At 67.8% G+C, this 24470-nt stretch carries 19 protein-coding genes and 1 riboswitch; of the genes, 9 read left to right on the forward strand and 10 right to left on the reverse strand.

Annotated features, from left to right (window positions below; translation table 11 throughout):
* Positions 1–47 precede the first annotated feature (47 nt).
* Positions 48–641 carry an HAD family hydrolase gene (locus ASD55_RS00910; RefSeq protein ID WP_056763056.1) on the forward strand — a complete coding sequence of 198 codons (594 nt, stop codon included), beginning with the start codon at positions 48–50 and terminating at the stop codon, positions 639–641.
* 38 nt (positions 642–679) lie between these two features.
* Positions 680–1024: a hypothetical protein gene (locus ASD55_RS00915; protein WP_056714113.1), complete on the forward strand. Its 345-nt coding sequence runs from the start codon at positions 680–682 to the stop codon at positions 1022–1024.
* A gap of 137 nt (positions 1025–1161) precedes the next feature.
* Here ASD55_RS00915 and ASD55_RS00920 read toward each other — a convergent pair whose 3' ends face one another.
* Positions 1162–1500: a cupredoxin domain-containing protein gene (locus tag ASD55_RS00920; RefSeq protein WP_235577686.1), complete on the reverse strand. Its 339-nt coding sequence runs from the start codon at positions 1498–1500 to the stop codon at positions 1162–1164.
* A 19-nt stretch (positions 1501–1519) separates the two neighbouring features.
* Positions 1520–2059 carry a DUF4142 domain-containing protein gene (locus tag ASD55_RS00925; RefSeq protein WP_056763061.1) on the reverse strand — a complete coding sequence of 180 codons (540 nt, stop codon included), beginning with the start codon at positions 2057–2059 and terminating at the stop codon, positions 1520–1522.
* 154 nt (positions 2060–2213) lie between these two features.
* Between ASD55_RS00925 and folE the strand changes: the two genes are divergently transcribed.
* Complete coding sequence (gene folE / locus ASD55_RS00930) at positions 2214–2840, forward strand: GTP cyclohydrolase I FolE (protein ID WP_056763064.1); 627 nt, start codon at positions 2214–2216, stop codon at positions 2838–2840.
* Between the two features lie 53 nt (positions 2841–2893).
* The gene (locus ASD55_RS00935) at positions 2894–3598 is read left to right on the forward strand and encodes an RNA polymerase sigma factor (protein ID WP_056763069.1); all 705 of its coding nucleotides are present in this window, start codon (positions 2894–2896) and stop codon (positions 3596–3598) included.
* 3 nt (positions 3599–3601) lie between these two features.
* Here the strand turns inward: ASD55_RS00935 and ASD55_RS00940 are convergent, their stop codons facing one another.
* The 6 genes from ASD55_RS00940 to zwf all read right to left on the reverse strand — a co-directional run bounded on the left by ASD55_RS00940 (position 3602) and on the right by zwf (position 10193).
* The gene (locus ASD55_RS00940; protein WP_056763070.1) at positions 3602–4240 is read right to left on the reverse strand and encodes a DUF998 domain-containing protein; all 639 of its coding nucleotides are present in this window, start codon (positions 4238–4240) and stop codon (positions 3602–3604) included.
* Positions 4240–5067, reverse strand: coding sequence for a TlpA disulfide reductase family protein (locus ASD55_RS00945; RefSeq protein ID WP_056763071.1), 828 nt, complete (start codon positions 5065–5067; stop codon positions 4240–4242). Before ASD55_RS00945 ends, ASD55_RS00940 begins: the two co-directional genes overlap by 1 nt.
* 84 nt (positions 5068–5151) lie before the next feature.
* Positions 5152–5799: a bifunctional 4-hydroxy-2-oxoglutarate aldolase/2-dehydro-3-deoxy-phosphogluconate aldolase gene (locus ASD55_RS00950; protein ID WP_082542598.1), complete on the reverse strand. Its 648-nt coding sequence runs from the start codon at positions 5797–5799 to the stop codon at positions 5152–5154.
* 135 nt (positions 5800–5934) lie between these two features.
* On the reverse strand, positions 5935–7752 hold the full coding sequence (gene edd, locus ASD55_RS00955; protein WP_056763073.1) for a phosphogluconate dehydratase: 1818 nt from the start codon (positions 7750–7752) through the stop codon (positions 5935–5937).
* Between the two features lie 145 nt (positions 7753–7897).
* Entirely contained in the window at positions 7898–8611 is a 714-nt protein-coding gene (gene pgl, locus ASD55_RS00960) for a 6-phosphogluconolactonase (protein ID WP_056763075.1), read from the reverse strand.
* Positions 8612–8729: 118 nt separating this feature from the next.
* Positions 8730–10193, reverse strand: coding sequence for a glucose-6-phosphate dehydrogenase (zwf, locus tag ASD55_RS00965; protein ID WP_056714791.1), 1464 nt, complete (start codon positions 10191–10193; stop codon positions 8730–8732).
* A 222-nt stretch (positions 10194–10415) separates the two neighbouring features.
* On the opposite strand from zwf, the gene ASD55_RS00970 reads away from it, so the two are divergent.
* The 3 genes from ASD55_RS00970 (at position 10416) to nagA (ending at position 13492) form a co-directional block, all read left to right on the forward strand.
* Entirely contained in the window at positions 10416–11168 is a 753-nt protein-coding gene (locus tag ASD55_RS00970; protein ID WP_007807125.1) for a GntR family transcriptional regulator, read from the forward strand.
* 9 nt (positions 11169–11177) lie between these two features.
* A complete protein-coding gene (locus ASD55_RS00975; RefSeq protein WP_056763077.1) occupies positions 11178–12209 on the forward strand; it encodes an SIS domain-containing protein in 1032 nt (343 codons plus the stop codon).
* 143 nt (positions 12210–12352) lie between these two features.
* Positions 12353–13492, forward strand: coding sequence for an N-acetylglucosamine-6-phosphate deacetylase (gene nagA / locus ASD55_RS00980; RefSeq protein WP_056763079.1), 1140 nt, complete (start codon positions 12353–12355; stop codon positions 13490–13492).
* Between the two features lie 17 nt (positions 13493–13509).
* Here nagA and ASD55_RS00985 read toward each other — a convergent pair whose 3' ends face one another.
* Both ASD55_RS00985 and ASD55_RS00990 read right to left on the reverse strand, forming a co-directional pair.
* Complete coding sequence (locus ASD55_RS00985; protein ID WP_056763081.1) at positions 13510–15144, reverse strand: sulfotransferase; 1635 nt, start codon at positions 15142–15144, stop codon at positions 13510–13512.
* Between the two features lie 145 nt (positions 15145–15289).
* Positions 15290–18370, reverse strand: a complete 3081-nt coding sequence (locus ASD55_RS00990; RefSeq protein WP_056714781.1) for a TonB-dependent receptor — start codon at positions 18368–18370, stop codon at positions 15290–15292.
* Between the two features lie 412 nt (positions 18371–18782).
* Positions 18783–19015: riboswitch (cobalamin riboswitch) on the forward strand.
* A gap of 132 nt (positions 19016–19147) precedes the next feature.
* On the opposite strand from ASD55_RS00990, the gene ASD55_RS00995 reads away from it, so the two are divergent.
* Together ASD55_RS00995 and ASD55_RS01000 are read left to right on the forward strand one after the other, a co-directional pair.
* Positions 19148–20998 carry a TonB-dependent receptor gene (locus ASD55_RS00995; RefSeq protein WP_056763083.1) on the forward strand — a complete coding sequence of 617 codons (1851 nt, stop codon included), beginning with the start codon at positions 19148–19150 and terminating at the stop codon, positions 20996–20998.
* 221 nt (positions 20999–21219) lie between these two features.
* Positions 21220–24390, forward strand: coding sequence for an efflux RND transporter permease subunit (locus ASD55_RS01000; protein ID WP_056763085.1), 3171 nt, complete (start codon positions 21220–21222; stop codon positions 24388–24390).
* Positions 24391–24470 lie beyond the last annotated feature (80 nt).

Here is a 24470-nt window from a genome sequence, read left to right on the forward strand (position 1 = left end):
CCCGCACGCCGACGCGTGCGCGCCGCATGCCAAGGGAATGGTTGCCGATGAATCTTGCCCTGTTCGATTTCGACGGAACGATCACCCGCCGCGAAATGTTTTCCGACTTCATGCACTTCGCGGTGACCCCGCGGCGGCTGGCTGCCGGCAGGGTGCTGCTGGCGCCGGTGGTGATCGGCTACAAGCTGGGGCTGGTCTCCAGCAACGTCATCCGCTCGCAGGTGGTGCGCTTCGGCTTTCGCGACGAACCGCTGGCGCGGCTGGACCAGGCCGGGGAACGGTTTGCGCGCGAAGTGCTGCCGGGTGTGCTGCGCGCACAGGCGATGGAGCGCATCGCCTGGCACAAGGCGCAGGGCGACGTGGTCGTGGTGGTGTCCGGCGCGCTCGATGTCTACCTGCGGCACTGGTGCGAGCAGCACGGTCTGGCGCTGATCTGTTCGGAGCTGGAGCGGGTCGACGGCCGTTACAGCGGCCGTTATCGTGGTCGCCAGTGCGTGGGTGCGGAGAAGCCGCGCCGGGTGCTGGAGCGGTACAACCGCGGCGATTTCGACTGCGTCTACGCCTATGGCGATACCAGCGAAGACCTTGACCTGCTGCGCATCGCTGACCGAAAGTATTTCAACTGGCGGGAAGTGGCCTGATCACGCAGCGCGGGGCGAATGCCCTGCATGGGGGAAACATGCGCAACAAGGGGATGGGTGTGCTCGTGTCGTGTTGTCTGCTGCTGGCCGCCTGCGCCAAGCCGCTGCCGCCGGAGAAGGCGGCCTACGCCGGCTACTGGCGGGCGCAGAAGATGGCCTTGCTGATCACCGCGGGCGGCAACGTCCAGTACAAGCGCATGCAGGACGGCAGCAGCACCTCGGTCAATGGTCCGCTGCAGAGGTTCGAAGGCGACAACTTCGTGGTCGGCGTCGGCCCGATCAAGACCACCTTCGTGGTGTCGGTGCCGCCGCATCAGGACCAGGGCGCCTGGAAGATGGTGGTCGATGGCGTGGAGCTGACCCGCACTCCGCCGGGCGGCTGAGTCGCGAAAAGAATCCGGCCACGACGGGCCGGGGTGGGGCGCGTGTCATGGCCGGGAAACCGGCGACGCCGCAGGCGGCCAGTGCGGGCCTGCAGCCTCGGGGGGAGCGAGTTTGCCGCCGGATTACCTGACCGCCATTACCTGACCAGCAGGGTGGCGGTCATGGTGGGGTGGAACTTGCAGAAGTATGTGTGGCTGCCGGCGGTGACGGTGAAGCGTCCGCTGGCGCCCGCCTTCAGGTCGAGATCGACGCTGCCGTCGCGCGCGGTGACGCTGTGTTCGAGGATGTCATGATTGGTCCATTCGATGATGTCGCCGGCGCGTACGTCGGTCGGCACCGGGCCGTACTGCATCTTGTCGATCATGATCACGTACACCCGCGGGGCATGCGCCGCGGACGCCGGCGCACCGGCGGCCGTGGCGACAGGTAGCGAGGCGACGGCCAGCAGCCACAGGCCGCACAGCAGTGTCGTCATGCGCAGCATCGCGCTCTCCCTACTTCAGGCTCTGCGCGAGATGCTCGGCATGCATCTGGTGCGACTGGAAAAGCTTCAGCCCGGTTTCCAGCAGCGACTTCAGCTCCGCGTTCTGCGCCGATGGGATCAGGGTGTCCTGCAGGGCCGCGTTGACCGCCTTGTGGTAAGCCACTTCGTTGGCGGCATAGGCCTTGTCGTAGGCGCTGCCACTGAGCGCGGCCAGCTTCTTCTGCTCGGCCGCGGCGTTGCCGGCCAGCGACTGGCTGGTCGGGTTGTCCTGCGGGGTCACGCCCAGCTTCTTCACCAGCGCCAGGGCCTGGTCGTTGACCGCGGCATGGTCGCGGGCCATTTCCTCGGCGAACGCGCGCACCGCCTTGTTGTGCGATTTCTGCAGCGCCTGCTTCGCCGCGGTGACATCGATCACGCCGGCGGTATAGGCGATGTGGGCGATCTGCGCGTCGTTGATCGCGGGGGCTGCGGCCGGTGCCTGCGCGGCGTACGCGCTGGCGAAACTGCCCAGGCCGAGGGTGAGGACGAGGGCGAACAAGGACTTGGTCATGACGAATGCTCCGTGAAGAAGGGGCCGGCATTGCTGCCGGTGCCCATGAGATGCAGCAGCGGGGCACAGGTTCCGGCCGGCGAGGCGGACGCCGCGGGAACCTCGCGCGGGGCGCCTGCATCGGATCAGCTGTCATCCCACCGATACCGCCTGCATGCTCGAACTGGATCAGAACCCCACGCCCGCCGCCGCTGCGCCGTTGCCGATCGCGGATTGCCCGTGCCCCACCCGCGCCGAGGCCGAGGCCGCCGTCCGCACGCTGATCCGCTGGGCCGGCGACGACCCCGCCCGCGAAGGCCTGCTGGCCACGCCCGCCCGCGTGGTGCGGGCGTACGAGGAATGGTTCGCCGGCTACCGGCAGGATCCGGCCGAACTGCTCAGCCGCACCTTCGGCGAGGTCGGTGGTTATGACGAGGTGGTGATCCTGCGTGACATTCCGCTGCAGTCGACCTGCGAGCATCACATGGCGGCGATCACCGGCGTGGTGCACATCGCCTACCTGCCGAGTCGGCGCGTGGTGGGTATTTCCAAGCTGGCGCGGCTGGTCGAGGCGCTGGGTCGCCGTCTGCAGATCCAGGAGCGGCTGACCGCGGAGATCGCCGATACCCTGGCCCGGGTACTGCAGCCGCGGGGCGTGGCGGTGATCGTCGAGGCCAGCCACGCCTGCCTGTCATCGCGCGGGGTGCGCGCGCACGGGGTGTCGATGCAGACCCGGCGCCTGCTCGGCGAATTCGCCCGGGAGCCGCGGCGGCGGGAAATCCTGGCGGCGCTGGCCGGCTGAACGGGAACCCCGGAGCGCCCTGCCGCATCGGATCGGTGTAAAAGGAGAAAACCATGTCAGCCCATGCCCATCTCGCATCCATTGATTACGCCGCGCTGGACGACCATGCGCTGGTGGCGCAGGTCCGCGCCGGCCATCGCGAGGCGTTCCGCCACATCATGCAGCGCTGCAACCAGCGGCTGTTCCGCGTGGCGCGCGCCGTGCTCGGCGAAGACTCGGAAGCGGAAGACGTGCTGCAGGAATCGTATATGCGTGCCTATCACAAGCTGGATTCGTTCCGCGGCGACTCGACCCTGCTGACCTGGCTGACCAGCATCGTGCTGAACGAGGCACGCGGCCGGCTGCGCAAGCGCCACACCATGGTGGGCCTGGAGCAGGTCGACGCGGCGCCCGACGACAGCCACCAGATCATCCAGTTTCCGTCGAAGTTCGGCAGCGAGGACCCGGCCGTGTCCGCCGCCCGCGCGCAGATCCGCCACCTGCTCGAACACGCCATCGACGCACTGCCGCCGGCGTTCCGCACCGTGTACATGATGCGCGACGTGGAAGAGTGTTCGGTGGAGGAAACCGCGACCCTGCTGGCGATCAAGCCGGAGACCGTGAAGACCCGGCTGCATCGCGCCAGGCGCCTGTTGCGCGCCGCGTTGCACGATCAGCTGGCCACCACCATGGGCGAAGCCTTCCCGTTCATGGGCCAGCGCTGCGCCCGCGTCACCGACGCGGTGATGGCGCGACTGGAAAGCGAGTTGGCCGGCTGAGGGTTACAGCGGGAATTCGCGGGCGGCCGCCGTCCGATCACGACACAGCCAACTTGCCGCCAGCAGCAGCCACGCCAGGATCAGCGCGATCACCAGCCGCTGCTCCAGCCCGCGCGGCATGCCATGCCACAGCGCATCCACCCAGATCGCGGCGAAGCCCGCCAGCGCCAGCCCGAAGGCCGGCGCGAACCGCCGGCGCCAGCGTGGATCGACGCGCAGCCGCCACGACTGCAGCAGCGCGGCCACGGTGACGCACAGGAAGGCCGCCTGCGCCGCCACGCCGTGCACGAAACCTTCCAGCGTGGGCGCACGGCCGGGCAGGTTGCTGTGCGCCAGCGCCGTCACGCACAGGCCGAGGCCGGCAGCGGTGAACAGCAGCCACGGCGCCGCGCTGCGCTGGCGCGCGTCGAGCGCCCGGTAATAGCCCGCGCCCAGCGCGTACAGCGCGATGGCCAGCACGACGTAGGCGGCCTGCAGCCAGTGGCCGTACGCATCCAGCAGGTAGAAGCTGAGCGGCGCATCCCGCCAGTCCAGGTCGCCGCGCAGCAGTTGCACCGCCACGGCAACCAGGATGAAGAACAACAGCCCGGCCAGCGCAATGCGGCCGAGCGTGGCGGGCGCCGGTGCGTGCGACCGTTCCATCAGCGTCCCGCGGGGGACGGCGGCATATCCGCCTCGATGCGTTGCAGGCGATCGGCCAGGGTCGCCCGCGACAGTTCGCCCATGTGCGTGTCGCGCAGCCGGCCGCGGGCATCGATGAACAAGGTGGTCGGATAGCCGCGCACGTTGTAGTAGTTCGACAGCTGCAGGTTCTCGTCAGTCAGCACGTGTTGCAGCGTCAGTTGCTGCGCCTGCAGGAACTGCCTCACCGTGGCCGCGGACTCGCCCTGGTCGGCAAACACGAAACGCACCTGCGGCATCGTGCGTTGCGCCTCGGCCAGCACCGGCATCTCGCGGCGGCAGGGGCCGCACCAGGTGGCCCACAAGTTGATCACCGTGGGCTGGCCGCGCAGGCTTTCGACATCCGCCGCGCGCCCGTCGAGATCGCCGAGTTGCAGCGCAGGCAGCGGCGCCTGCGCCTGCGCGGTGAGCTTGTAGGCGAGCAGGCCGGCGAAGCCCGTGGCCGCGATACCGATGACCACGCTGGCGGCCAGCGGACGCCGCAGCGATGGCCGGCGCCAGCCGACCAGCAGCGCGGCCACGATCACGCCCAGCGTGCCCGCGAGCGGATCGAAGCCGTGATCGCGGATGTTCAAAATGCTCAGCGGTTGCTGCGCGTACTGCGGCCACCAGCCGGCCACATAGGCCAGCCGCGCGCCGAGCAGGCCAAGGCCGAGGATCAGGAACAGCGGGTTGCCGGTGTCGGCGTAGCCACGCCGATGCAGGAAGCCGGCCGTGGCCAGCGCGGCGATCACGCCGAACAGCAAGGCCAGCAGGCCGGAGGAAAGAGCGAGTGGTCCGAGATTCACGCGATGAAGTCCTGGTCGAACAGGTGCGCGTGGGCCGCGCCGAGTGCGATCCACCTTAACCGGTTCGGCGCCCGGGGCGGGCGCTCAGGACAGCGCGGCGGCCTCGCGGGCCAGTTGCTCGATCCCGGACCAGTCGCCCGTGGCGAGCTTGTCCGCCGGGGTGAGCCAGGAGCCGCCGACGCAGAGCACGTTGGGCAGGCGCAGGAACTCCGGCGCGCTGGCCAGGCTGATGCCGCCGGTGGGGCAGAAGCGGATCTGCGGCAGCGGGCTGGCCCAGGCGCCGAGCAGCTTATGGCCGCCGGCCGGCACCGCGGGGAAGAATTTCAGGTGGCGATAACCGCGCTCGAGCAGGGCCATCGCCTCGCTGGCGGTGGCCACGCCCGGCAGCAGCGGCAGCTCGCTGTCGTCGGCCGCGTCGAGCAGCCGCGGCGAGGTGCCCGGCGACACGGCGAAGCGGGCGCCAGCCTGCAGCGCGGCCTGCAGGTCACGCGCGGTCAGCGCGGTGCCGCAACCGACCACCGCGCCTTCCACCTCGGCGGCGATCGCGCGGATCGCGTCCAGTGCAGCGGGCGTGCGCAAGGTGACCTCGATGGTGGGGATGCCGCCGGCGACCAGCGCGCGCGCCATCGGCACGGCGTGGCGGGCGTCGTCGATGATCACCACCGGGATCACCGGCGCCAGCCGCATCAGGGATTCGACTTGCTGCTGCTTTTGTTCGATGGAGGTGGTCACGGAAAGCTCCGGTTGTCTTGGCTCCTCCCCCTGCGCGCAGGGGGAGGTCGGGAGGGGGTTGTCCGAGGTGGCGGGGAAGATCAAGAATGACCCCACCCCAACCCTCCCCTGCTTCGCAGGGGAGGGGGCAAAGGTTCACAGCACGCCGGCGCCGAGGTCGGCGTTGGCGGCGGCCTGGCGGAACAGGCCGAACAGTTCGCGGCCCATGCCGCTGTGTTCGCGCGACAGGTCGGCCACGTGCGGCAGGCGGGCGTCCAGTTCGTGCGCTTCCATCAGGACGTCCAGACGTCCATTCGCCGCGTCCAACCGGATCATGTCGCCGTCGCGGATCTTCGCGATGTTGCCGCCGGCCACCGCCTCGGGGGTGACGTGGATCGCCGCCGGCACGCGGCCGGAGGCGCCGGACATGCGGCCGTCGGTGAGCAGGGCGATGCGGTGGCCGCGGTCCTGCAGCAGGGCCAGCGTGGGGGTGAGCTTGTGCAGTTCGGGCATGCCGTTCGCGCGCGGGCCCTGGAAGCGCACCACCGCCACGAAGTCGCGGTTGAGTTCGCCGCGCTTGAAGGCGCCGGCCACGTCGTCCTGGTCGTCGAACACGATCGCCGGCGCCTCGATCAGCAGGCGGTCGTCCGGCACCGAGGACACCTTGATCACCGCGCGGCCGAGGTTGCCTTCGAGCATGCGCAGGCCGCCGTCGGCGCGGAACGGTTCGTCGATGCCGCGCAGCACGCCGCGGTTGCCGCTCTGCTTGTCGACCGGCTCCCAGTGCAGCGCGCCGGCCTCGTCGAGTTGCGGCACCTGCGCGTAGCCGTCCAGGCCGGTGCCGAAGATGGTCTGCACGTCGGCGTGCAGCAGGCCGGCGCCAAGCAGCTGGTCAATCAGGAAGGCCATGCCGCCGGCGTCGTGGAACTGGTTCACGTCGGCGTAGCCGTTCGGGTAGACGCGCGCCAGCAGCGGGACCACGCCGGACAGCGCGTCGAAATCGTCCCAGCGCAACTGGATGCCGGCCGCGTGCGCGATCGCCACCAGATGCAGCAGATGATTGGTCGAGCCGCCGGTGGCGTGCAGGCCGATCACGCCGTTGATGATCGCGCGCTCGTCGACGATGTGGCCCAGCGGCAGGAAGGCGTCACCCAATGCACTGTGCGCGGCGACGCGGCGCACGATCTCGGCGGTGAGCGCGTCGCGCAGCGGCGTGTCCGGTGCGGTGAAGCTGGCGCCGGGCAGGTGCAGGCCCATGATCTCCATCAGCATCTGGTTGGAGTTGGCGGTGCCGTAGAAGGTGCAGGTGCCGGCGGTGTGGTACGAGGCGGCTTCGGCTTCGAGCAGCTCGGCCTTGCTCGCCTTGCCGTCGGCATAGGCCTGGCGCACCTTCGATTTCTGCTCGTTCGGGATGCCGCTGGGCATCGGCCCCGACGGCACGAAGGCGCCGGCCAGGTGGCCGAAGGAGAGCGCGCCGATCAGCAGGCCCGGCACGATCTTGTCGCAGATGCCGAGGAACAGCGCGCCGTCGAACATGTCGTGCGACAGCGCCACCGCGGTGGCCAGCGCCACCACGTCGCGCGAGAACAGCGACAGCTGCATGCCGGGCTGGCCCTGGGTGATGCCGTCGCACATCGCCGGCACGCCGCCGGCGACCTGGGCGGTGAAGCCGGCGTCGCGGGCGATCTGTCGGATCAGCGCGGGATAGCGCTCGTACGGCTGGTGCGCCGAGAGCATGTCGTTGTACGCGGTGACGATCGCGAGGTTGGCGCGCCGGCCGCTGCGCAGCGCGGCCTTGTCGTCCGTGCCGCAGGCGGCGAAGCCATGTGCGAGGTTGCCGCAGGACAGGTGCTCGCGCTGTGGCCCGCTGCGGTCGATCGCGTCGATGCGCTTCAGATACGCCGCGCGCGTCTCGCGACTGCGCTCACGCAGGCGTTCGGTGACTTCGGCGACGACGGGGTGCAGCGTGGTCATGATTCAAATCCGGAAGTGAGTGGGGAGGAGCGAGAAACGAGAGACGAGGAGTGAGAAGTGAGAGAAAGCAGTGCCAAGGCATGGGACAGGAGCTCTGGCTCCGGCTCTCTCTCTTTTCTCACTCCTCTCCACTCACTTCTCGCCATCAAGGGCACCAGTACACCGCCACCGATACGCGCTGCTGGGTCAGCACCGCGCGCACCGGATAGTCCCGCGCCGCGCCGATGCCGAGGCGTGCGTCGGCCAGCAGGTCGCGCTTCTTCTCGCCGGTCACCAGCAGGTACAGCGCCCGTGTCTGCAGCAGGGTCGGCAGGGTCAGCGTGATGCGTGGCTCGCCCGCACCTGCGGCATGCATCGGCAGCACCGGCGCCGATCCATCGGGATCGAGCGCCTCGGCCAGGTGGTCGCCGCCGGGGAAGAACGAGGCGGTGTGACCGTCGTCGCCCATGCCCAACACCACGGCGTCGAACGGCAGCGGCAGCGCCCCGATCCGTGCGCTGGCGGTGGCCAGTCCCGCTTCGGGGCTGGCATCGCCGGTGTACAGCGGAACGAAGGATGCGCCGGCGGCGGCGTGCTGCAACAGCAGCGACTGCACCAGTCGCGCGTTGGAGCGTTCGTCGGTATCGGGCACCCAGCGCTCGTCGACCAGGGTGACCTGCACCTGGCTCCAGTCGAGCTGCTCGCGTGACAGCTGTTCGAACAACTGCTTCGGCGTGCTGCCGCCCGATACCGCCAGCACGGCGTGGCCGCGTTCGGCCAGCCCCGCGCGCAGGCGCTCGGCGATGCGTTCGGCCAGCGCGGTGGCCTGGGCGCGGCAGTCGGTGAAGCTGTGGGTGGTGACGTTGAGTGATGGAGTCATGAGGAATGGTGGCGCCGTGGGCAGTCAGCGGCTGCCGGCGCGCTTCGCGTCGGGAAGGAGGCTGCAGTCTGTGTCACGCGTCGGCATGGCGGGGTGAATCGTGCGGCGCGAGGACGACTTACTCACCGTCTTCGTTCCAGGTTCGGCCGTCGCGTTCGATCAGCGCCACCGCGGCGCTCGGCCCCCAGCTGCCCGCGGTATACGGCCGCGGCGGCTCGCCGCTGTCGGCCCAGGCGGCCAGGATCGGACCGGCCCAGTGCCAGGCCGCTTCCACTTCGTCGCGGCGCATGAACAGGGTCGGGTTGCCGCGCACCACGTCCAGCAGTAGGCGTTCGTACGCGTCCGGCTGCTGCACGCCGAAGGCCTCGGCGAAGCTCATGTCCAGCGGCACATGGCGCAGGCGCAGGCCACCGGGCCCGGGGTGCTTGATGGTCAGCCACAGCTTCACGCCTTCGTCCGGCTGCAGCCGCAGCACCAGCCGGTTCTGCGCCAGCGTGCCGGCGTCGCCGCCGAAGATCGAATGCGGCACCGGCTTGAAGGTCACCGCGATTTCCGACACCCGACTGGGCAGGCGCTTGCCGGTGCGCAGGTAGAACGGCACGCCGGCCCAGCGCCAGTTGGCGATCTCCGCCTTCAGCGCCACGAAGGTCTCGGTGTTGGACTTGTTGTTGCCCAGCTCCTCCGGATAGCCCGGCACGCTGGCGCCGTCGGCCACGCCGGCGCGGTACTGGCCGCGCACGGTGAGCTGGCTGACGTTGCTTTCGTCGATGGGTTTCAGCGAATGCAGCACTTTCAGCTTCTCGTCGCGCACCGCATCGGGCGCCAGCGACGAGGGCGGTTCCATCGCGACCATGCACAGCAGCTGCAGCATGTGGTTCTGCACCATGTCGCGCAGCGCGCCGGCGCGGTCGTAGTAGGAACCGCGGTGGCCCACGCCCAGCGTTTCGGCCACGGTGATCTGCACGTGGTCGATGTGCCCGGCGTTCCACAGCGGCTCGAACAGCGCGTTGCCGAAGCGCAGCACCAGCAGGTTCTGCACGGTCTCCTTGCCCAGGTAGTGGTCGATGCGGAAGGTCTGCGATTCGCTGAACACCTTGCCGACCGCGTCGTTGATCTGGTTCGCGCTGGCCAGGTCGCGGCCGATCGGCTTTTCCAGCACCACCCGCGAGGCGCCTTCGTTGAGCTTGTAGTGGCCGAGCCGGGTGCAGATGTCGACAAAAAGCTCGGGCGAGGTCGACAGGTAGAAAACCCTGACATGTTCCGGTTCGCTGCCGATGAAGGCGGCGAAGTCGTCCCAGCCCTCGTCCTTGCGCGCATCCAGCGGGCGGTAGAACACCTGCTGCAGGAATACGTCGAGCTGGCGCGCATCGCAGATGCCGATCAGCGCCTCGCGCAGCTGGGCGCGGTAGCCCGCGTCGTCCAGCGTCTCGCGGGCGACGCCGACGATGCGGCTGCTGCCGGGGATCTGGCCATCGAGGAAGCGGTGGAAAAGTGCGGGCAGCAGCTTGCGCAGGGCGAGGTCGCCGGTGCCGCCGAAGATCACCAGGTCGAACGGATCAACCGATTGGGTAGAAGCAGTCACGCAGTCACCTCGAACGATGCCGGCTGGCGGGCAAGGCCGAATGGCGCGTCTTGCCCGAAGGAGGGTCGATAGTACCAGTGAAATACCAGAACGACTACGGGGCTGCATACGAATTCATTTGATCCGGCAGGCAGGCCGGTGCGGCGCGATCGGTTGCATCTGAAACGACCGGTTGCCGGCCCGGCCTTGCGGTCAGTGGTTTGCCATTGGTATCTTTACCGGATGGAAATCGCCTTGGCCAACGAATATCGCCGGATCTGCCAGGATCCGGCCACGCACCAGCCGCTGGCCTACCTGCGCCTGCGCCGGGCGATCCGCAACATCGTCGAGCACCGCGACATCGAGCCGGGCCAGGCGCTGCCCAGCGAGCGCGACCTGTCGCAGGTGCTGAAGCTGTCGCGGGTGACCGTGCGCAAGGCGATCGCCGGCCTGGTCGAGGAAGGCCTGCTCACGCAACGCCACGGCGCCGGCACCTTCATCGCCGAACGCATCGTCAAGCCGATGTCGCGACTGACCAGCTTCACCGAGGACCTGCGCGAACGCGGCCTGCGTCCGCGCTCGGAGTTCTTCGAGCGCGGCATCGGCGAGGTGACGCCGGAAGAGGCGATGGCGATGAACCTGTCGCCCGGTTCGCTGGTGGTGCGCCTGCATCGCGTGCGCTACGGCCAGGACGAGCCGCTGGCGATCGAGCGCAGCGTGGTGCCGGCCAGCGTGCTGCCCGATCCGCTGCTGGTGCACGACTCGCTGTACGAGGCGCTGGAGAAACTCGACGCGCGCCCGCGCCGCGCGCTGCAGCGCTTGCGCGCGGTCTCGCTGAATGCGCAACAGGCGCGGCTGCTGCACGTCAGCGTGGGCAGCGCCGGCCTCAGCATCGAACGGCGCAGTTTTCTGGACGACGGCCGCGTGGTCGAGTTCACCTGTTCCTGGTATCGCGGCGACATCTACGACTTCGTCGCCGAACTGCAGACCGACTGAAGGACGCCCATGGCCGCCCGCGACACCTTGATGTACTCCGAAGCCCACGAATCGGCCGACGTGGTCGCGCGCCAGTTCGCCGCGAACGAGGCGGTGGTCGCCGCGCTGGCCGCCGCGCTGCGTGCCGAGCCGCCGCGCTTCATCGTCACCTGCGCGCGCGGCAGTTCCGATCATGCCGCGGCTTATGCCAAGTACGTGTTCGAGACGCGGCTGGGCATCGCCACCGCCTCGGCGTCGCCGTCGGTCACCTCGGTGTACGCGGCCGAGCAGCAGTGGCAGGGCGCGTTGTTCCTGGCCATCTCGCAGTCGGGCAAGAGTCCGGACCTGCTGCGCAACGCCGAGGCCGCGAAACGGGCCGGCGCGCGCGTGGTGGCGCTGGTCAATGTCGAGGATTCGCCGCTGGCGGCGCTGGCCGACACGGTGATCCCGCTGCATGCAGGACCCGAGCGCAGCGTGGCCGCGACCAAGAGCTACATCGCCGCGCTGGCCGCCGTGCTGCACCTGTGCGCGCGCTGGCTGGACGACGCGGAACTCGGCGACGCACTGCAGCGGTTGCCGCAGGCCTTGCGCGACAACTGGAGCGCGGACTGGTCGCCGTTGTGCGACGCGCTCGCCGGTGCCCACAACCTGTTCGTGGTGGGCCGCGGCTACGGCCTGGGCATCGCGCTGGAGGCGGCGCTGAAGTTCAAGGAAACCTGCGGCCTGCACGCCGAGGCGTTCAGCGCGGCCGAGGTGAAGCACGGGCCGATGGCCCTGGTCGGCCCCGACTTCCCGGTGCTGTGTTTCGCCCAGGACGACGACACGCTGGACAGCACGCTGGCCGTGGCGCGCGAGTTTCGTGGCCGCGGCGCCCAGGTGCTGGTGGCCGCGCCGGGCCTGCACGGCGCGGGGATGCTGCCGGTGGCGACGGGCCTGCCGGCCATGCTCACGCCGTTATTGATCATCCAGAGCTTCTATCGGGCGGCCAGTGAACTGTCGCTGCGCCGCGGCTTCAATCCCGACGTGCCGCCGCACCTCAACAAGGTCACCGAGACGGTCTAGGAGCCAGGAGTGAGTGGGGAGGAGTGAGGAGAGAGAAAGCAGTGGCGAGGCCGAATGAGTGCCTTGGCTCCGCTCCGACCCTTGCTCTGGCTTTGCTCTCTCACTCACTCCTCAGTCCTCCCACTCACTCCTCGCCCATGCCCATGCCCATCGCCCTCACCAACGCCCACGTACTCACCCCCGACGGCTGGCGCGACGATCTTGCCGTGCTGCTCGATGGCGAACGCATCGTCGACCTGCTGCCGCCCGCCGATCCCCGCGTGCGCGAGGCGCAGCAGCACGATCTTGACGGTGCGACGCTGCTGCCGGGTTTCATCGACGTGCAGGTCAATGGCGGCGGTGGCGTGCTGTTCAACGAGGCGCCCACGGTGGAAACCCTGCGCCGGATCGGCGCGGCGCATCGCCGGTTCGGCACCACCGGCTTCCTGCCCACGCTGATCAGCGATCGCGTCGAGGTGATGCGCGAAGCGCTGGTGGCGGTGGAGCAGGCGCTGGCCGAAGGCGTGCCCGGCGTGCTGGGCATCCACCTGGAAGGCCCGTACCTGGCGCCGGCGCGCAAGGGCGTGCACGACGCGAAGTATTTCCACGCGCCCGACAGTGACGAGATGGCGCTGCTGTGCGCGCCGCATCGGGGCGTGCGGCTGATCACGCTGGCGCCCGACCAGGTGCCGCTGGCCAGCATCGGCGCCCTGGTCGACGCCGGCCTGGTGGTCTGCGCCGGGCACACCGCCGCCGACTACGCCACCACCCGCGCCGCGCTGGATGCGGGCGTGCGCGGCTTCACCCACCTGTTCAACGCGATGACCCCGTTCGGCAGCCGCGAGCCCGGCGTGGTCGGCGCGGCGCTGGATGACGCGGACAGCTGGTGCGGCATCATCGTCGACGGCCACCACGTGCACCCGGCCAGCCTGCGCGTGGCGATCGCCGCCAAGCGGCGCGGCAGGATGCTGCTGGTCACCGACGCGATGCCGCCGGTGGGCTCCGATAGCCCGGAATACATGCTCAACGGCGAAACCATCATCGTGAAGGACGGCATCTGCCAGACCGCCCAGGGCGTACTGGCCGGCTCCGCGCTGGACATGGCCACGGCCGTGCGCAACGCGGTGCACCTGCTCGGCCTGCCGCTGGACGAGGCGGCGCGCATGGCCAGCACCTATCCGGCGGATTTCCTCGGCCTCGGCGAAAGCCACGGCCGCATCGCAGCGGGCCATCGCGCCGACCTGGTCGTGCTCGACGACGAGTGCCGCGTGCAGCAAGGCTGGGTCGGCGGCGTGGCTTCCTGATGATGTTGCCGTCGTCGTTACCGCGCGGGCGATGACCAGGCCGTGGCGGAGTCGTCTTCGGCGATCGCCCGGCGCAAGGGCTCCAGCTGCTTCGCATAGTGACGCCACTGACCCACCCCGCGGGTATGGATCGACTCGCGCACCTGGGCGCTGCTCGGCGTGGCGACCGGTGAGGCATTGAGTTCGGGACGCAGGCAGCTTGCTTCCAGCGCCAACCCGCAGTGCTCGAGTACCTGGCGCAGCGTGTGCTGCGGGTCGCGCACCAGCGTGGAGTAGGAAACATCGAGCATGGCGCCGGGAAGATGGTCGTGCCAATGTCGGCTCAGACGTGCGTACTGGCGGTAGTAATGCGCCAGTGCCTGGAGGTCGTAACTGTAGGGGGAAACATTGCCGAACATGGCCTTGAAGTTCGAGAAGCAGGTGTCGATCGGGTCGCGCACCATGTGCAGGATCGGCGCGTGCGGCAGGGCCTTGCGGATGAACGCGACCATCTGGATGTTGGCGGGCAGCTTGTCGATGTAGCAGGCGCGACCGTGGGCGCGCCACTGCGTCTGTCGGAGGTAGCGTGCGCCCAGTTCGGCGTAGTCGATATCCGCACTGCGCTGGATCACCTTCAGCTGACCTTGCGCCTTGGCCGGCGGCACGTCCGCCATCCAGTGCAACTGGCGCCAGAAGTCGATGATCTCGCCGGCGGAGGCGACCTGCGAATGGCTGGACAGCATGCGGTCCAGCAAGGTGGTGCCCGAGCGCGGCATGCCGACGATGAAGATCGGCGTGGGGCCCTCGAATGCGGGCGACGATGTCGCCGCGGTGGCGTCGCCGAGTGCCGGCATCCGGATCAATGCCTCGGTGACCGCAGCTTCGCCCTCGGCGTTGTACGGGTTGAGCTCGTGCATGATGGCGTTGCAACGCGCCAGGCAGTCCCATGCCTCCTGCTGGCGTTCGAGATCGTCGAGGATCTTGAATTGCGCGTACTCGAATTCCGCGCGGACAAACCTGGCGCCGGGATCCCGGTCCTGCACGGGCAGCTGGCGCAATTGTTCCTGCACGGCATCCAGCCGGTTGGCATGCGGTGTCTGCTTGCGCAGATTGACCAGCACCATCGCCGCATCGCCGAAATTCGGCCAGCGTCGCAGGCATTCCTCCAGCACCGTGCAGGCGCGCTCGATGTCGCCGCTGAACTGGAGCAGCATCGCATGGAGGTGCAGCTCGCCCGGCGAGTCGACGCCGGCGGCCAGCGCCCGTTCCAGCAAGGTCTTCGCCGGAGCGATCTCGCCGAGGCTGAAGCGCAAGTGCGCCTGGGCCACCAGCAGTTCGGGCGGCGGCTCCGGGGCCTGCGCGAGCAGGTCGAGGCAACCGCGCGCTGCGAGAGTTTCGCCCACGGCGACCAGGCGTTGTGCCACGGTCATGATCAGCTGGGCATCACGCGGAAGTCGGCGCGCCACGTGCAGCAGCAGAGCGGCCGATTCGCGCAGTCGGCCGCGACGGAAGACGACGTTGGCCAGTTCGACCAGCACCCCCGCGTCCTCGGGTACCAGCGTGGCGAGCGACTCCAGGGTTGCCTGCGCCGCCTCCCATTGCTGCGTGTCGATGCACTGCCTGGCCTGCTGGCGCAGGTGGCTTTCCGCGGTGGAGGCGTCGGGCGAATTCATTGGGGCATGGTACGTCACAGTGAAAGCGCCGGGTTCTGCCGACGTGGCCGGGTCGGCACGACGGGCTTGCCGAAGTTCCGGAGCCGGACAAGGAAAAGCCACCGGCCGGAGCCGGTGGCTTTCATGTTTCAGTCAAGCCGTGCGATCAGTAATCGTAGGTGACCGACAGACGCACCGTGCGCGGTGCCTCGTAGAACACGGCGTCGCCGTAGCTGTTGTTGACGTAGACGGTATCGGCCGCCGGATCGCCATTCGCATCCACACCGCCGTTATAGGCCGATTCGCCGATCGGATCCGTCTGGGTGGCCTTCTGCTCGTTGAACACGTTGAAGACATCCAGGTTGAACGCCAGCTTGTGCTGGGCGAACTCCGGCATGTAGTGGATGCCCAGGTTGAGCGGCTTGGTCCACGGGGTATGTCCCGGATCGCCCGGCGATACGCGGGTACCACCGCACCAGTGGTAGTTGCCGCTGCCGCCGGCGTTGTAGCCGCTCGGATCGCCCACGCCATCCGCGCCGTAGTAGCCAAGGCAGGACTTGCCGATGCCGGACTGCGCCAACAGGGTCGCCGAAACCAGCCACTCTGGCGTGATCTGGTAGTTGCCGCGGATGCGGAACTGGTGCTTGCGCGTGTTGGCCAGCGAACCGTTCTGGCCATCCATGAGCTGCCAGGAATCCCAGTCTTCCGTCTTGGAAACGTCACCCTGGCCGAAGTCCGAACGCACCTGACCTTCGGTGTTGCCGAAGCCGCGGCTGTAGGTGTAGTCGATGCGCGCCTGCCACTTGCCGTCGAACGGATGCTCCATGTACAGGTTCAGCGAGCCGACCTTGCGCTTGACGCCCTGGCTGTAGCCCCAGTCCTTCGTGCTCATCGACACGATCGTGTCGCTGGCGCCGCTGCCGGCGTTTGCCCGGATCAGCATGTCGTTGGTCAGACCGGGGTTGATCAGGCGGCAGTAGGCCGGACCGTACAGCGAATCGGAGTAGTCATCCGGGTTCAGGCCATTGGACGCCATCTTGGCAGCGATCTGGCTCGGCGAGCACTCGTCGTCGATCGCGGTCTTGAGGTCACGCCACATGGCCTTGGCGCCGTAGTTCCAGCTCTCGTTGAGCTGCTTGTCGAAGCCCACGATGAACTCGTCCAGGTACTCCGGCTTCAGGTTGCGCGCGGTGACCTGCTCCGGATCCTTCGGCAGACCGTACTCGCCATCGGGCGAGGTGGTCGGGTCGAGCACCTGGAGACCGGTCGGGACACCCGTGGCCGGGTCGATGCCGGTGTAGCTGTAGTGGGTGGTGAGGAAGGTCGAAACGTTCGCGGCGCGCTCGGCCGCGTTGTCCGGCAGGGCGAGATAGTAGCGACCCACGTTGCCGTAGATCTTGAACGTCGAGTCGCCATTCACGTCCCAGCTTGCGCCGATGCGGGGCTCCCACTGGTTCTTCTCGTCGACGAACGCCTTGCCGACATTGTTGTAGTTGGTGAAGTGGTCGTTGCGCAGGCCGATGTTCAGCAGCACGTTGGACGATACCTGCCAGGCGTCCTGCAGGTAGTAGGCCTTCTGCGACATAGTCATGCTGGTCTGCCAGCCGATTTCGCGCGCACGGACGGTGCCGTCGGCGTAGTAACGCCAGTAGTAGTTCAGCGCCGGGTTGTTCGGATTGACCTGCGACGGACCCTGGTTCTGGGCGGCGTTCTTGATGTTGTCGATACCAACGGCCAGGTCGTGGTCACCCAGGCGGTAGTCGAAGTCGACGCGCAGGCCGCGGGTCGAGTTTGAGGCATTCGACGAGTCCCAGCTGGTGTTGGTCTGGTTGTTGCGGATCGGCGAGCCACCCACCCAGTAAGCCGGATTCTGGTTGGTTGCCTGCGAGATGAACGGCAGCGGGCTGGTGTTGCCGTAGATGGTCGGGTTATCGAAGTCCGCCTTGCCGTACAGGACGCTCAGCGTGGCGTTGTCGGTGATGTAGCTGGTGAAGTGACCGATGTAGAACTGGGCGTTGTCCTTGGTCACGTCGTTGGCGGAGGAGAAATCCGTCGCCTGCAGCGTGTCGTAGTCGTAGTTGTAGGTCGAACCCATACCGGTGCTCTTACGGTTGTTCAATGCCGTCAGTTCGAGCACGTTGCTGTCGGTGATGTTCCAGTCCAGCTTGGCGTAGATCTTGGTGTTGCGGTCCTGGTTGTACTGGACCTTGGCGGTGTCCACGTCCTGCACGTTGGTGGACTTGGTCTTGGTGGTTTCCGCGGCCAGGAACATGAACAGCTTGTCCTTGATCAGCGGGCCGCCAAGATAAGCCGAGTAGACCGTCTCCCACTCGGTGTTGTCGTTGCGGTACTGGTGCAACGTGCCGGGCTTGGTGTCATCCGCCAGCTGGTAGTGGGTGAGGCCGTCGATGCTGTTGGGATTGGCTACCGACGCAGGAATGGACGGATTGCCGTAACGGTTGTTCTTCGGGGTGCCTTCGAGGTACTTCGGCTGCCAGGAGACCTGGGCGCCAAAGTGCCATTCGTTGGTGCCACGCTTGCCGAGCTGGTTGATCACGCCGCCGTCGGAGCGGCCGTACTTGGCGCTGTAACCACCGGTCAGCGTTTCCTGCTGGTCGATCGCGCCGTAGGGCAGCTGGAAGCCGCCGATGTTGCGGTACGGTTCGCCGGTGTTGTAACCGTTCACGTAGTACGCGTTCTCGGACACGCTCGATCCGCCGAAGGCAACCGCATTGGCAAAGTAGCTGCTGCCGCTGACGGTGCCCGGGGCCAGCAGCGCGATGGATTCGGCGCTGTGCGTCACTGGCAGCCTACGCAGGTCCGCGGCGGTGATCACGGTGCTGGAGTTGACGCTGGAGACGTCGATGGCCGGCAAGGCATTGGCCTGCACGGTAACCGCACCGAGCGAGGTCGTTTCGGTATTGAACGTGACCGTGCTGCCGGCGCCGGGTGCCAGGGAGACCTTGCGGGAATCGACGACGGCTCCGTCCTTCTTGAGCGAGACCGTGTAGACACCCACCGGCACGTTGCTGATCTGGAAGCGACCGGAACTGTCGACGGCAACTTCGCGGGTCAGGCCGGAGGTGTTGGTGGCAACGACGGTTTCGCCAGCGGCGGCCGGTGCCTGGCCGAAGATCGAGCCGGTGGTGGACTGGGCCATGGCGACACCGCCAAGGCTCATGCTCAAGGCCAGCGCCAGCGCGGTATGGCGCCAGCCCGGATTGCGGTTTTTATTCTGGTTGCTCATTGGTAATGAATCTCCCCGGATGAAAGGCTCGAAAGCCGAGTGACGTAAATCAGTCAAATGATTGAACTGCAAACTGGTTGCGGGCCGGTTGAAGGCAGAGTGGCGATCAACGAATGTTCCGGTCGTTCAGGCAGATAGCCGGGCATCAGCCCCGTATCCTGCGACGTCCAGCAACCTTCTGCCCGAAGGTAAATCCACACAAATGTCGACGTCAACAAAATGTTCAATAAATATTATCTGCCAGTAAAAATTTGCGATATTTTTTCGCATTAATCGCAAGATTTTTCGATTATTGGATCAATACCGACAATTTCTCGCGAAAGCTGACTTGAGCATTAATGGCGGGACTCCCAGCTCCCACAGATGGATCTCCACGCCGCCACGGTTCGATTGCGGCAACCCGGCGCCGGCGCTAAAGTTGCGCGGTTCTGGTGTCCCGCCGGCGTACAAGCCAAGGGATGAAACGGGAAGCCGGTGCGTGGTGTGCGATCACACTGCAAGGCCGGCGCTGCCCCCGCAACGGTAAGCGAGATCCACGAGCGGCGAATGCCACTGTGCAAGGCACGGGAAGGCGTCGTTCGGGGCATGCGCATCACGGCATGCCGCTCGCCAGCCCGGAGACCGGCCCGAACGATTCCTGGTGGCTCGCGGTGGGCGAGGCCGAACCACGTGTCGGTCGTTCCTGCCTGCCCGTCGTTCCGTCTTCCTCCTGCGCGCTCCCGGCCCATGACATTGATGGCGGCGCGCGGGTGCGTCGCCTTGAGGAAACGAACCGACATGAAGAAGACCTTGCTGGCAGCGGCGCTGCTTGGCTGCACCCTGGCGGCGCACGCCGCCGACCAGAGCGAAGCGGCCCATCCGGGCGCCGTGGTGGTCACCGCCACGCGCACCGCGATCACCGTGGACGACGCGCTGTCGTCGGTCAGCGTGATCACCCGCGCCGACATCGAGCGGCTGCAGCCGCTGTCGCTGGCGGACCTGTTGACCGGCCTGCCCGGGGTGAGCTTCGCCAACGTCGGCGGCTATGGCCAGCAGACCTCACTGTTCCTGCGCGGCACCAATTCGGCGCACAGCCTGGTGCTGATCGACGGCGTGCGGATCGGCGGAATTAGCAGCGGTCTGGCCGCGTTCGAGCAGATTCCGGTGGAACAGATCGAGCGGATCGAAGTGGTGCGTGGCCCGCGTTCCAGCCTGTACGGCGCCGACGCGATCGGCGGCGTGATCCAGATCTTCACCCGGCGCGGCTCACAGGACGGTGCCCTGCGGCCCTCGTTCAGCCTGACCACCGGCAGCCAGAACCTGCTGCGTGGCCAGTTCGGCCTGTCCGGCGGCAGCGAGCATGCCTGGTACAACCTCGCGGTGGGCGCGCAGCACACCCGCGGCATCAATTCCTGCCGGGTCGGCGCCGGCACCGTGTTCGCCGGCTGCTACACCGACGAGCCCGACAACGATCCCTATCGCAACGAGAACTTGGTGGCCAATGGCGGCTACCGCTGGGACAACGGCGCCGAACTGCGCGGCAGCTGGCTGCGCAGCCTGGGCGAGATCCACTTCGACGGCAGCTACCAGAACCGCAGCCGCACCGTGCAGCAGACCGCCGGTGCCGCCTTCAGCTTCAATCCGCTGCAGGCGTGGAAGACCACCTTGAGCGCGGGCCAGAACATCGACCGCTACGACAACTACGAGAACGAGAGCTTCGTCGGCTACATCTGGTCGAAGCGCAACCAGGCCTCGTGGCAGAACGACGTCAGCCTCGCCGACAACCAGCTGCTGACGCTGGGCGTGGACTGGCAGGGCGAGAAGATCGAGAGCGACACCGGCTTCCTGGCCACCCGCCGTCACGACACCGGCAGTTTTGTGCAGTACCAGGGCACGTTCGGCCGCAACGAAGTGCAGCTGTCCGCGCGGCGCGACCACAACAGCCAGTACGGCGACCACGACACCGGCGCGGCGGCCTGGGGCTATCGCTTCGATGGCGGGCTGAAGCTGTCGGCCAGCTATGGCAGCGCGTTCCACGCGCCGACCTTCAACGACCTGTATTACCCCTACGGCAGCGGCAACCCGGACCTGAAGCCGGAGAAGTCGCGCAGCGCCGAGCTGGGCCTGAGCCGGCAGCTGGACTCGTGGAACTGGGCGGTGAACGCGTACCAGACCCGCATCGACCAGTTGATCGCGCTGGACAGCAACTACTTCCCGATGAACGTCAGCAGGGCGCGCATCCGCGGTGTCGAGGGTCAGCTGGGCGTGAACCTCGGTGGCTGGCAACTGCAGGGTTATGCCAGCTGGCTGCAGCCGCGCAACGACGACGGCGGCGTGAACGACGGCAGGGTGCTGCAGCGGCGTCCGGAACACACGGCGCGGATCGATCTGGATCGCCGCATCGGCGAGTGGGGCATCGGCGCCACCGTCAACGGCGCCGGGCGCGCCTTCGACGATGCGGCCAACCGTCATGCGCTTGGCGGCTACTCGACCACCGACCTGCGCGCCAGCTGGCACTTCGCACCGGGCTGGCAGCTGGAGGCTCGCATCGCCAACGTGTTCGACCGCCAGTACGAAACGGTCTGGTACTACAACCAGCCCAGGCGCAGCGGCTTCCTGACCCTGCGCTACAGCCCCGCGACACGCTGAGTCGGCCGGCGAAGTTCGAGCCGGCAGGGAAGCCGGCGCTTCGGCGCCATCGACGGAACGGAGGCGGAACGAACGAGGATGTTCGCGTCTTTGCGGTGTGCATTGCCGGCGCCGGTACGCCATAGCAATCGGTTCTCGCCGACCGCCTTGCTCCGCCTGGGCCACCGCGGTTGTCGATCGGCAGCGCGCTCCCGTTATGCTTGCGCATCAGGGAGGGCCATTTGAATATTTTCGCACCGTTGATCCGCCGCCCCGTCGGCACCTCGTTGCTAGCCATCGGGTTGATGCTGGCCGGCTTGTGGGCGTACCTGTTGCTGGGCGTGGCCGCGTTTCCGTCGATCGAGTTTCCCGGCGTGGCGGTCTTCGCCCAGATGCCCGGCGCCAGCGCGCAGACCATGGCGTCGACCGTGGTGGCGCCGCTGGAGCGTCATCTGGGTCGCATCCCCGGGGTCAAGCAGATGTTCTCCAGCGCCAGCGAAGGCGGCGCCCAGATCCAGGTGCTGTTCGACTTCGGCCGCACCACCGATGCCGCGGCGCGCGACGTGCAGGCGGCGATCAACGCCGCGGCCGCCGACCTGCCGCCCGGCCTGCCCAGTCCGCCGGGCTTCTTCAAGTTCGACACTTCCCAGGTGCCGGTGCTGCTGGTCTCGCTGACCTCGACCAGCCTGCCGCCCGACCGCCTGTTCGACCTCACCGACACCTTGCTGAAGCCGGCAGTGGCGCAGATACCGGGCGTGGCCCAGGTGCAGGTCAGCGGCGGTACGCCCCATGCCGTGCGCATCGCGCTGAACGCCTCGTCGCTGGCGGTCAAGGGGCTGACCACCAACGACGTCGCCAACGCCTTGCGCGCGGCCAACGTCACCTCGCCGCAGGGCATGCTGAGCAACGGCGTCACCCGCATGACGGTGACCGCCAACGACGCGCTGCACACCCCGCAGGACTTCGCCTCGCTGATCATCTCCAGCCGCAACGGCGTACCGGTGCGGCTGTCCGACGTGGCCACGATCAGCAGCGGCCAGCAGGACCAGTACACCGCGGCGTGGTTCAACGGCACCCGCGCGGTGACCATGCAGATCAGCAAGCGGCCGGAAGCGAACGCGGTGGCCACCGTCACCGCGATCCGCGCGCAGTTGCCCGTGCTGCGCAACCTGCTGCCCGCCGACGTGACGATCACCCCGATCTTCGACCTCACCCCGACCACCGAATCGGCGCTGCACGAGGTCGAGGTGGCCCTGCTGATGAGCATCGTGATGGTGGCGATGGTGATGCTGGTGTTCCTGCGCCGGCTGCGGCCCACCCTGATCGCGATGCTCAGCGTGCCGCTGTCGCTGGCCGGCGCGCTGGTGGTGATGTGGATGATGGGCTTCACCCTGAACATCTTCTCGCTGGTGGCGCTGGTGCTGTGCGTCGGCTTCGTGGTCGACGACGCGATCGTGGTGATCGAGAACATCGTGCGCCACATCGAGCGCGGCATGGCGCCGCTGCAGGCGGCGCTGACCGGCGTGCGCGAGATCGGCTTCACCGTCATTTCGATCACGCTGTCGCTGGTGGCGGTGTTCGGACCGATGGTGTTCGGCAACAACATCTTCACCGTGCTGATGCGCGAATTCGCGGTGACCCTGGTGGCGACCATCGTGATCTCCGCGGTGGTCTCGCTGACGCTGACCCCGGCGCTGTGCGGCCGCAGCCTGCTGCAGGAGCGGCCCGACGAGCACGCGCCGGGCCGGCTGGAACGATGGGCCGAACGTTTCGACCGCTGGATGCTAGGCGTCTACGAGCGCGCGCTGGACTGGGCCATGCACCACCGTCGGGTGATGCGCTGGCAGCCGCCGATCCTGCTGGTGCTGACCGTGGTGCTGGCGATCGCCGTCGGCATCACCGCCGGCGGCGGGCTGATGCCGAAGGAAGACACCGGCCTGTTGCGGGCGCGGATCAGCGCGGCGGCGAACATCTCGCCCGCCGAGCTGGCCAGCCGCACGCGGGCGATGGCGGCGATCATCCAGGCCGATCCGGCCGTGCTGGACGTCTCGACCATCCTGGGCGGCGGCAACAGCGGCGGCGCGGTCGGCAATCACTCGGTCCTGTTCGTCGACCTCAAGCCGGTGGGCGAGCGCAACGTCAGCGGGCAGCAGGTGGTCGACCGTCTGGCCGTCCACTTCAAGAACGTCAGCGACCTCGACGTGTCGCTGTCCGCGGTGCAGTTCTTCGGCGGTGGTGGTGGCGGCGGTGGGGATGGCGGCGTCGGTCAGTATTCGTTCCAGCTCAACAGCACCGACGGCACGCCGCTGCAGGAGCCCACCCTGCGACTGGCGCGGGTGATGCGCGGGATGACGCAGTTCAAGGATGTCAGCAGCAGCTTCGATGGCATCGGCAAGCAGCAGATGGTGCAGGTCGACCGCGATGCCGCCGCGCGGCTGCAGGTGGGCATGGGCCAGATCGACTCGGCGCTGTACAACGCGTTCGGCCAGAACCAGGTCTCCATCATCTATTCGGACATCAACCAGTACCGGGTCGTGCTCACCGCCGACCAGGCCGGCGAACTGAGCCCGCAGGCCCTGCTGGGCGTCTACGTGCGCAACAGCCAGGGAAAAATGATTCCGCTGTCCGCGCTGGCGAAGATCGAGCCGCACCTGGCGCCGGTCACGGTCAGCCACTTCGACCAGCTGGAGTCCGCCTCGATCAGCTACAACCTGGGCAAGGGCATCAGCCAGGCCGACGGCCTGAAACTGGTCGACCAGGCGATCTTCGCCGCACAGCTGCCGCCCGGCGTGCAGAAGAAGTACACCGGCGACAACCAGAACCTGCTGGACGCCCTGAACAACGCGCTGCTGATGCTGCTGGCGGTGATCCTGGTGATGTATGTGGTGCTGGGCGTGCTGTACGAAAGCCTGATCCATCCGCTGACCATCCTGTCCACCCTGCCGGCGGCGGGCATGGGCGCATTCCTGGCCATGCTGGTCACCCACACCCAGCTGACCCTGATGTCGATCATCGCGGTGCTGATGCTGATCGGCATCGTCAAGAAGAACGCGATCCTGATGGTCGATTTCGCTCTGGTCGCCGAACGCGAGCGCGGGTTGTCGCCGCCCGCGGCGATCCGCGAGGCGGCGCTGGTGCGCTTCCGCCCGATCACCATGACCACCCTGGTGGCGATGGGCGCGGCGCTGCCGCTGGCGATCGGCTTCGGCTATGGCTCGGAGCTGCGCCAGCCGCTGGGCATCGCCATCCTCGGCGGCCTGCTGGTGTCGCAGCTGCTGACGCTGCTGAGCACGCCGGCGATCTACCTGTGGCAGCACGACCGCCGCGAGCGCAAGGCGGCGCGGCAGAAGCTGCGCGCCGAAATCCGGCGCCAGCGGGCGCTGCAGCAGCAGATGCCAGCCCTGCCACGATGATCCCCGCCACCCCTGCCTTCCGGCAGGGTGTGGACTTCAGGCACATTCGCCGCGCCCCCCGGGCGGGCATAAAGCCCACA

It is taken from the genome of Rhodanobacter sp. Root561, assembly GCF_001427365.1.
Lineage (GTDB): Bacteria > Pseudomonadota > Gammaproteobacteria > Xanthomonadales > Rhodanobacteraceae > Rhodanobacter.

Excerpts from the sequence above, each read along its gene's own strand:
- pgl (WP_056763075.1), bottom strand. The coding sequence starts at position 8,611 with ATGACTCCATCACTCAACGTCACCACCCACAGCTTCACCGACTGCCGC.
- folE (WP_056763064.1), top strand. The coding sequence starts at position 2,214 with ATGCTCGAACTGGATCAGAACCCCACGCCCGCCGCCGCTGCGCCGTTG.
- ASD55_RS00990 (WP_056714781.1), bottom strand. The coding sequence starts at position 18,370 with ATGAGCAACCAGAATAAAAACCGCAATCCGGGCTGGCGCCATACCGCG.
- ASD55_RS00920 (WP_235577686.1), bottom strand. The coding sequence starts at position 1,500 with ATGACGACACTGCTGTGCGGCCTGTGGCTGCTGGCCGTCGCCTCGCTA.
- nagA (WP_056763079.1), top strand. The coding sequence starts at position 12,353 with ATGCCCATCGCCCTCACCAACGCCCACGTACTCACCCCCGACGGCTGG.
- ASD55_RS00970 (WP_007807125.1), top strand. The coding sequence starts at position 10,416 with ATGGAAATCGCCTTGGCCAACGAATATCGCCGGATCTGCCAGGATCCG.
- edd (WP_056763073.1), bottom strand. The coding sequence starts at position 7,752 with ATGACCACGCTGCACCCCGTCGTCGCCGAAGTCACCGAACGCCTGCGT.
- ASD55_RS00985 (WP_056763081.1), bottom strand. The coding sequence starts at position 15,144 with ATGAATTCGCCCGACGCCTCCACCGCGGAAAGCCACCTGCGCCAGCAG.
- ASD55_RS00910 (WP_056763056.1), top strand. The coding sequence starts at position 48 with ATGAATCTTGCCCTGTTCGATTTCGACGGAACGATCACCCGCCGCGAA.
- ASD55_RS00975 (WP_056763077.1), top strand. The coding sequence starts at position 11,178 with ATGGCCGCCCGCGACACCTTGATGTACTCCGAAGCCCACGAATCGGCC.
- ASD55_RS00925 (WP_056763061.1), bottom strand. The coding sequence starts at position 2,059 with ATGACCAAGTCCTTGTTCGCCCTCGTCCTCACCCTCGGCCTGGGCAGT.
- ASD55_RS00935 (WP_056763069.1), top strand. The coding sequence starts at position 2,894 with ATGTCAGCCCATGCCCATCTCGCATCCATTGATTACGCCGCGCTGGAC.
- ASD55_RS00995 (WP_056763083.1), top strand. The coding sequence starts at position 19,148 with ATGAAGAAGACCTTGCTGGCAGCGGCGCTGCTTGGCTGCACCCTGGCG.
- ASD55_RS00915 (WP_056714113.1), top strand. The coding sequence starts at position 680 with ATGCGCAACAAGGGGATGGGTGTGCTCGTGTCGTGTTGTCTGCTGCTG.
- ASD55_RS00940 (WP_056763070.1), bottom strand. The coding sequence starts at position 4,240 with ATGGAACGGTCGCACGCACCGGCGCCCGCCACGCTCGGCCGCATTGCG.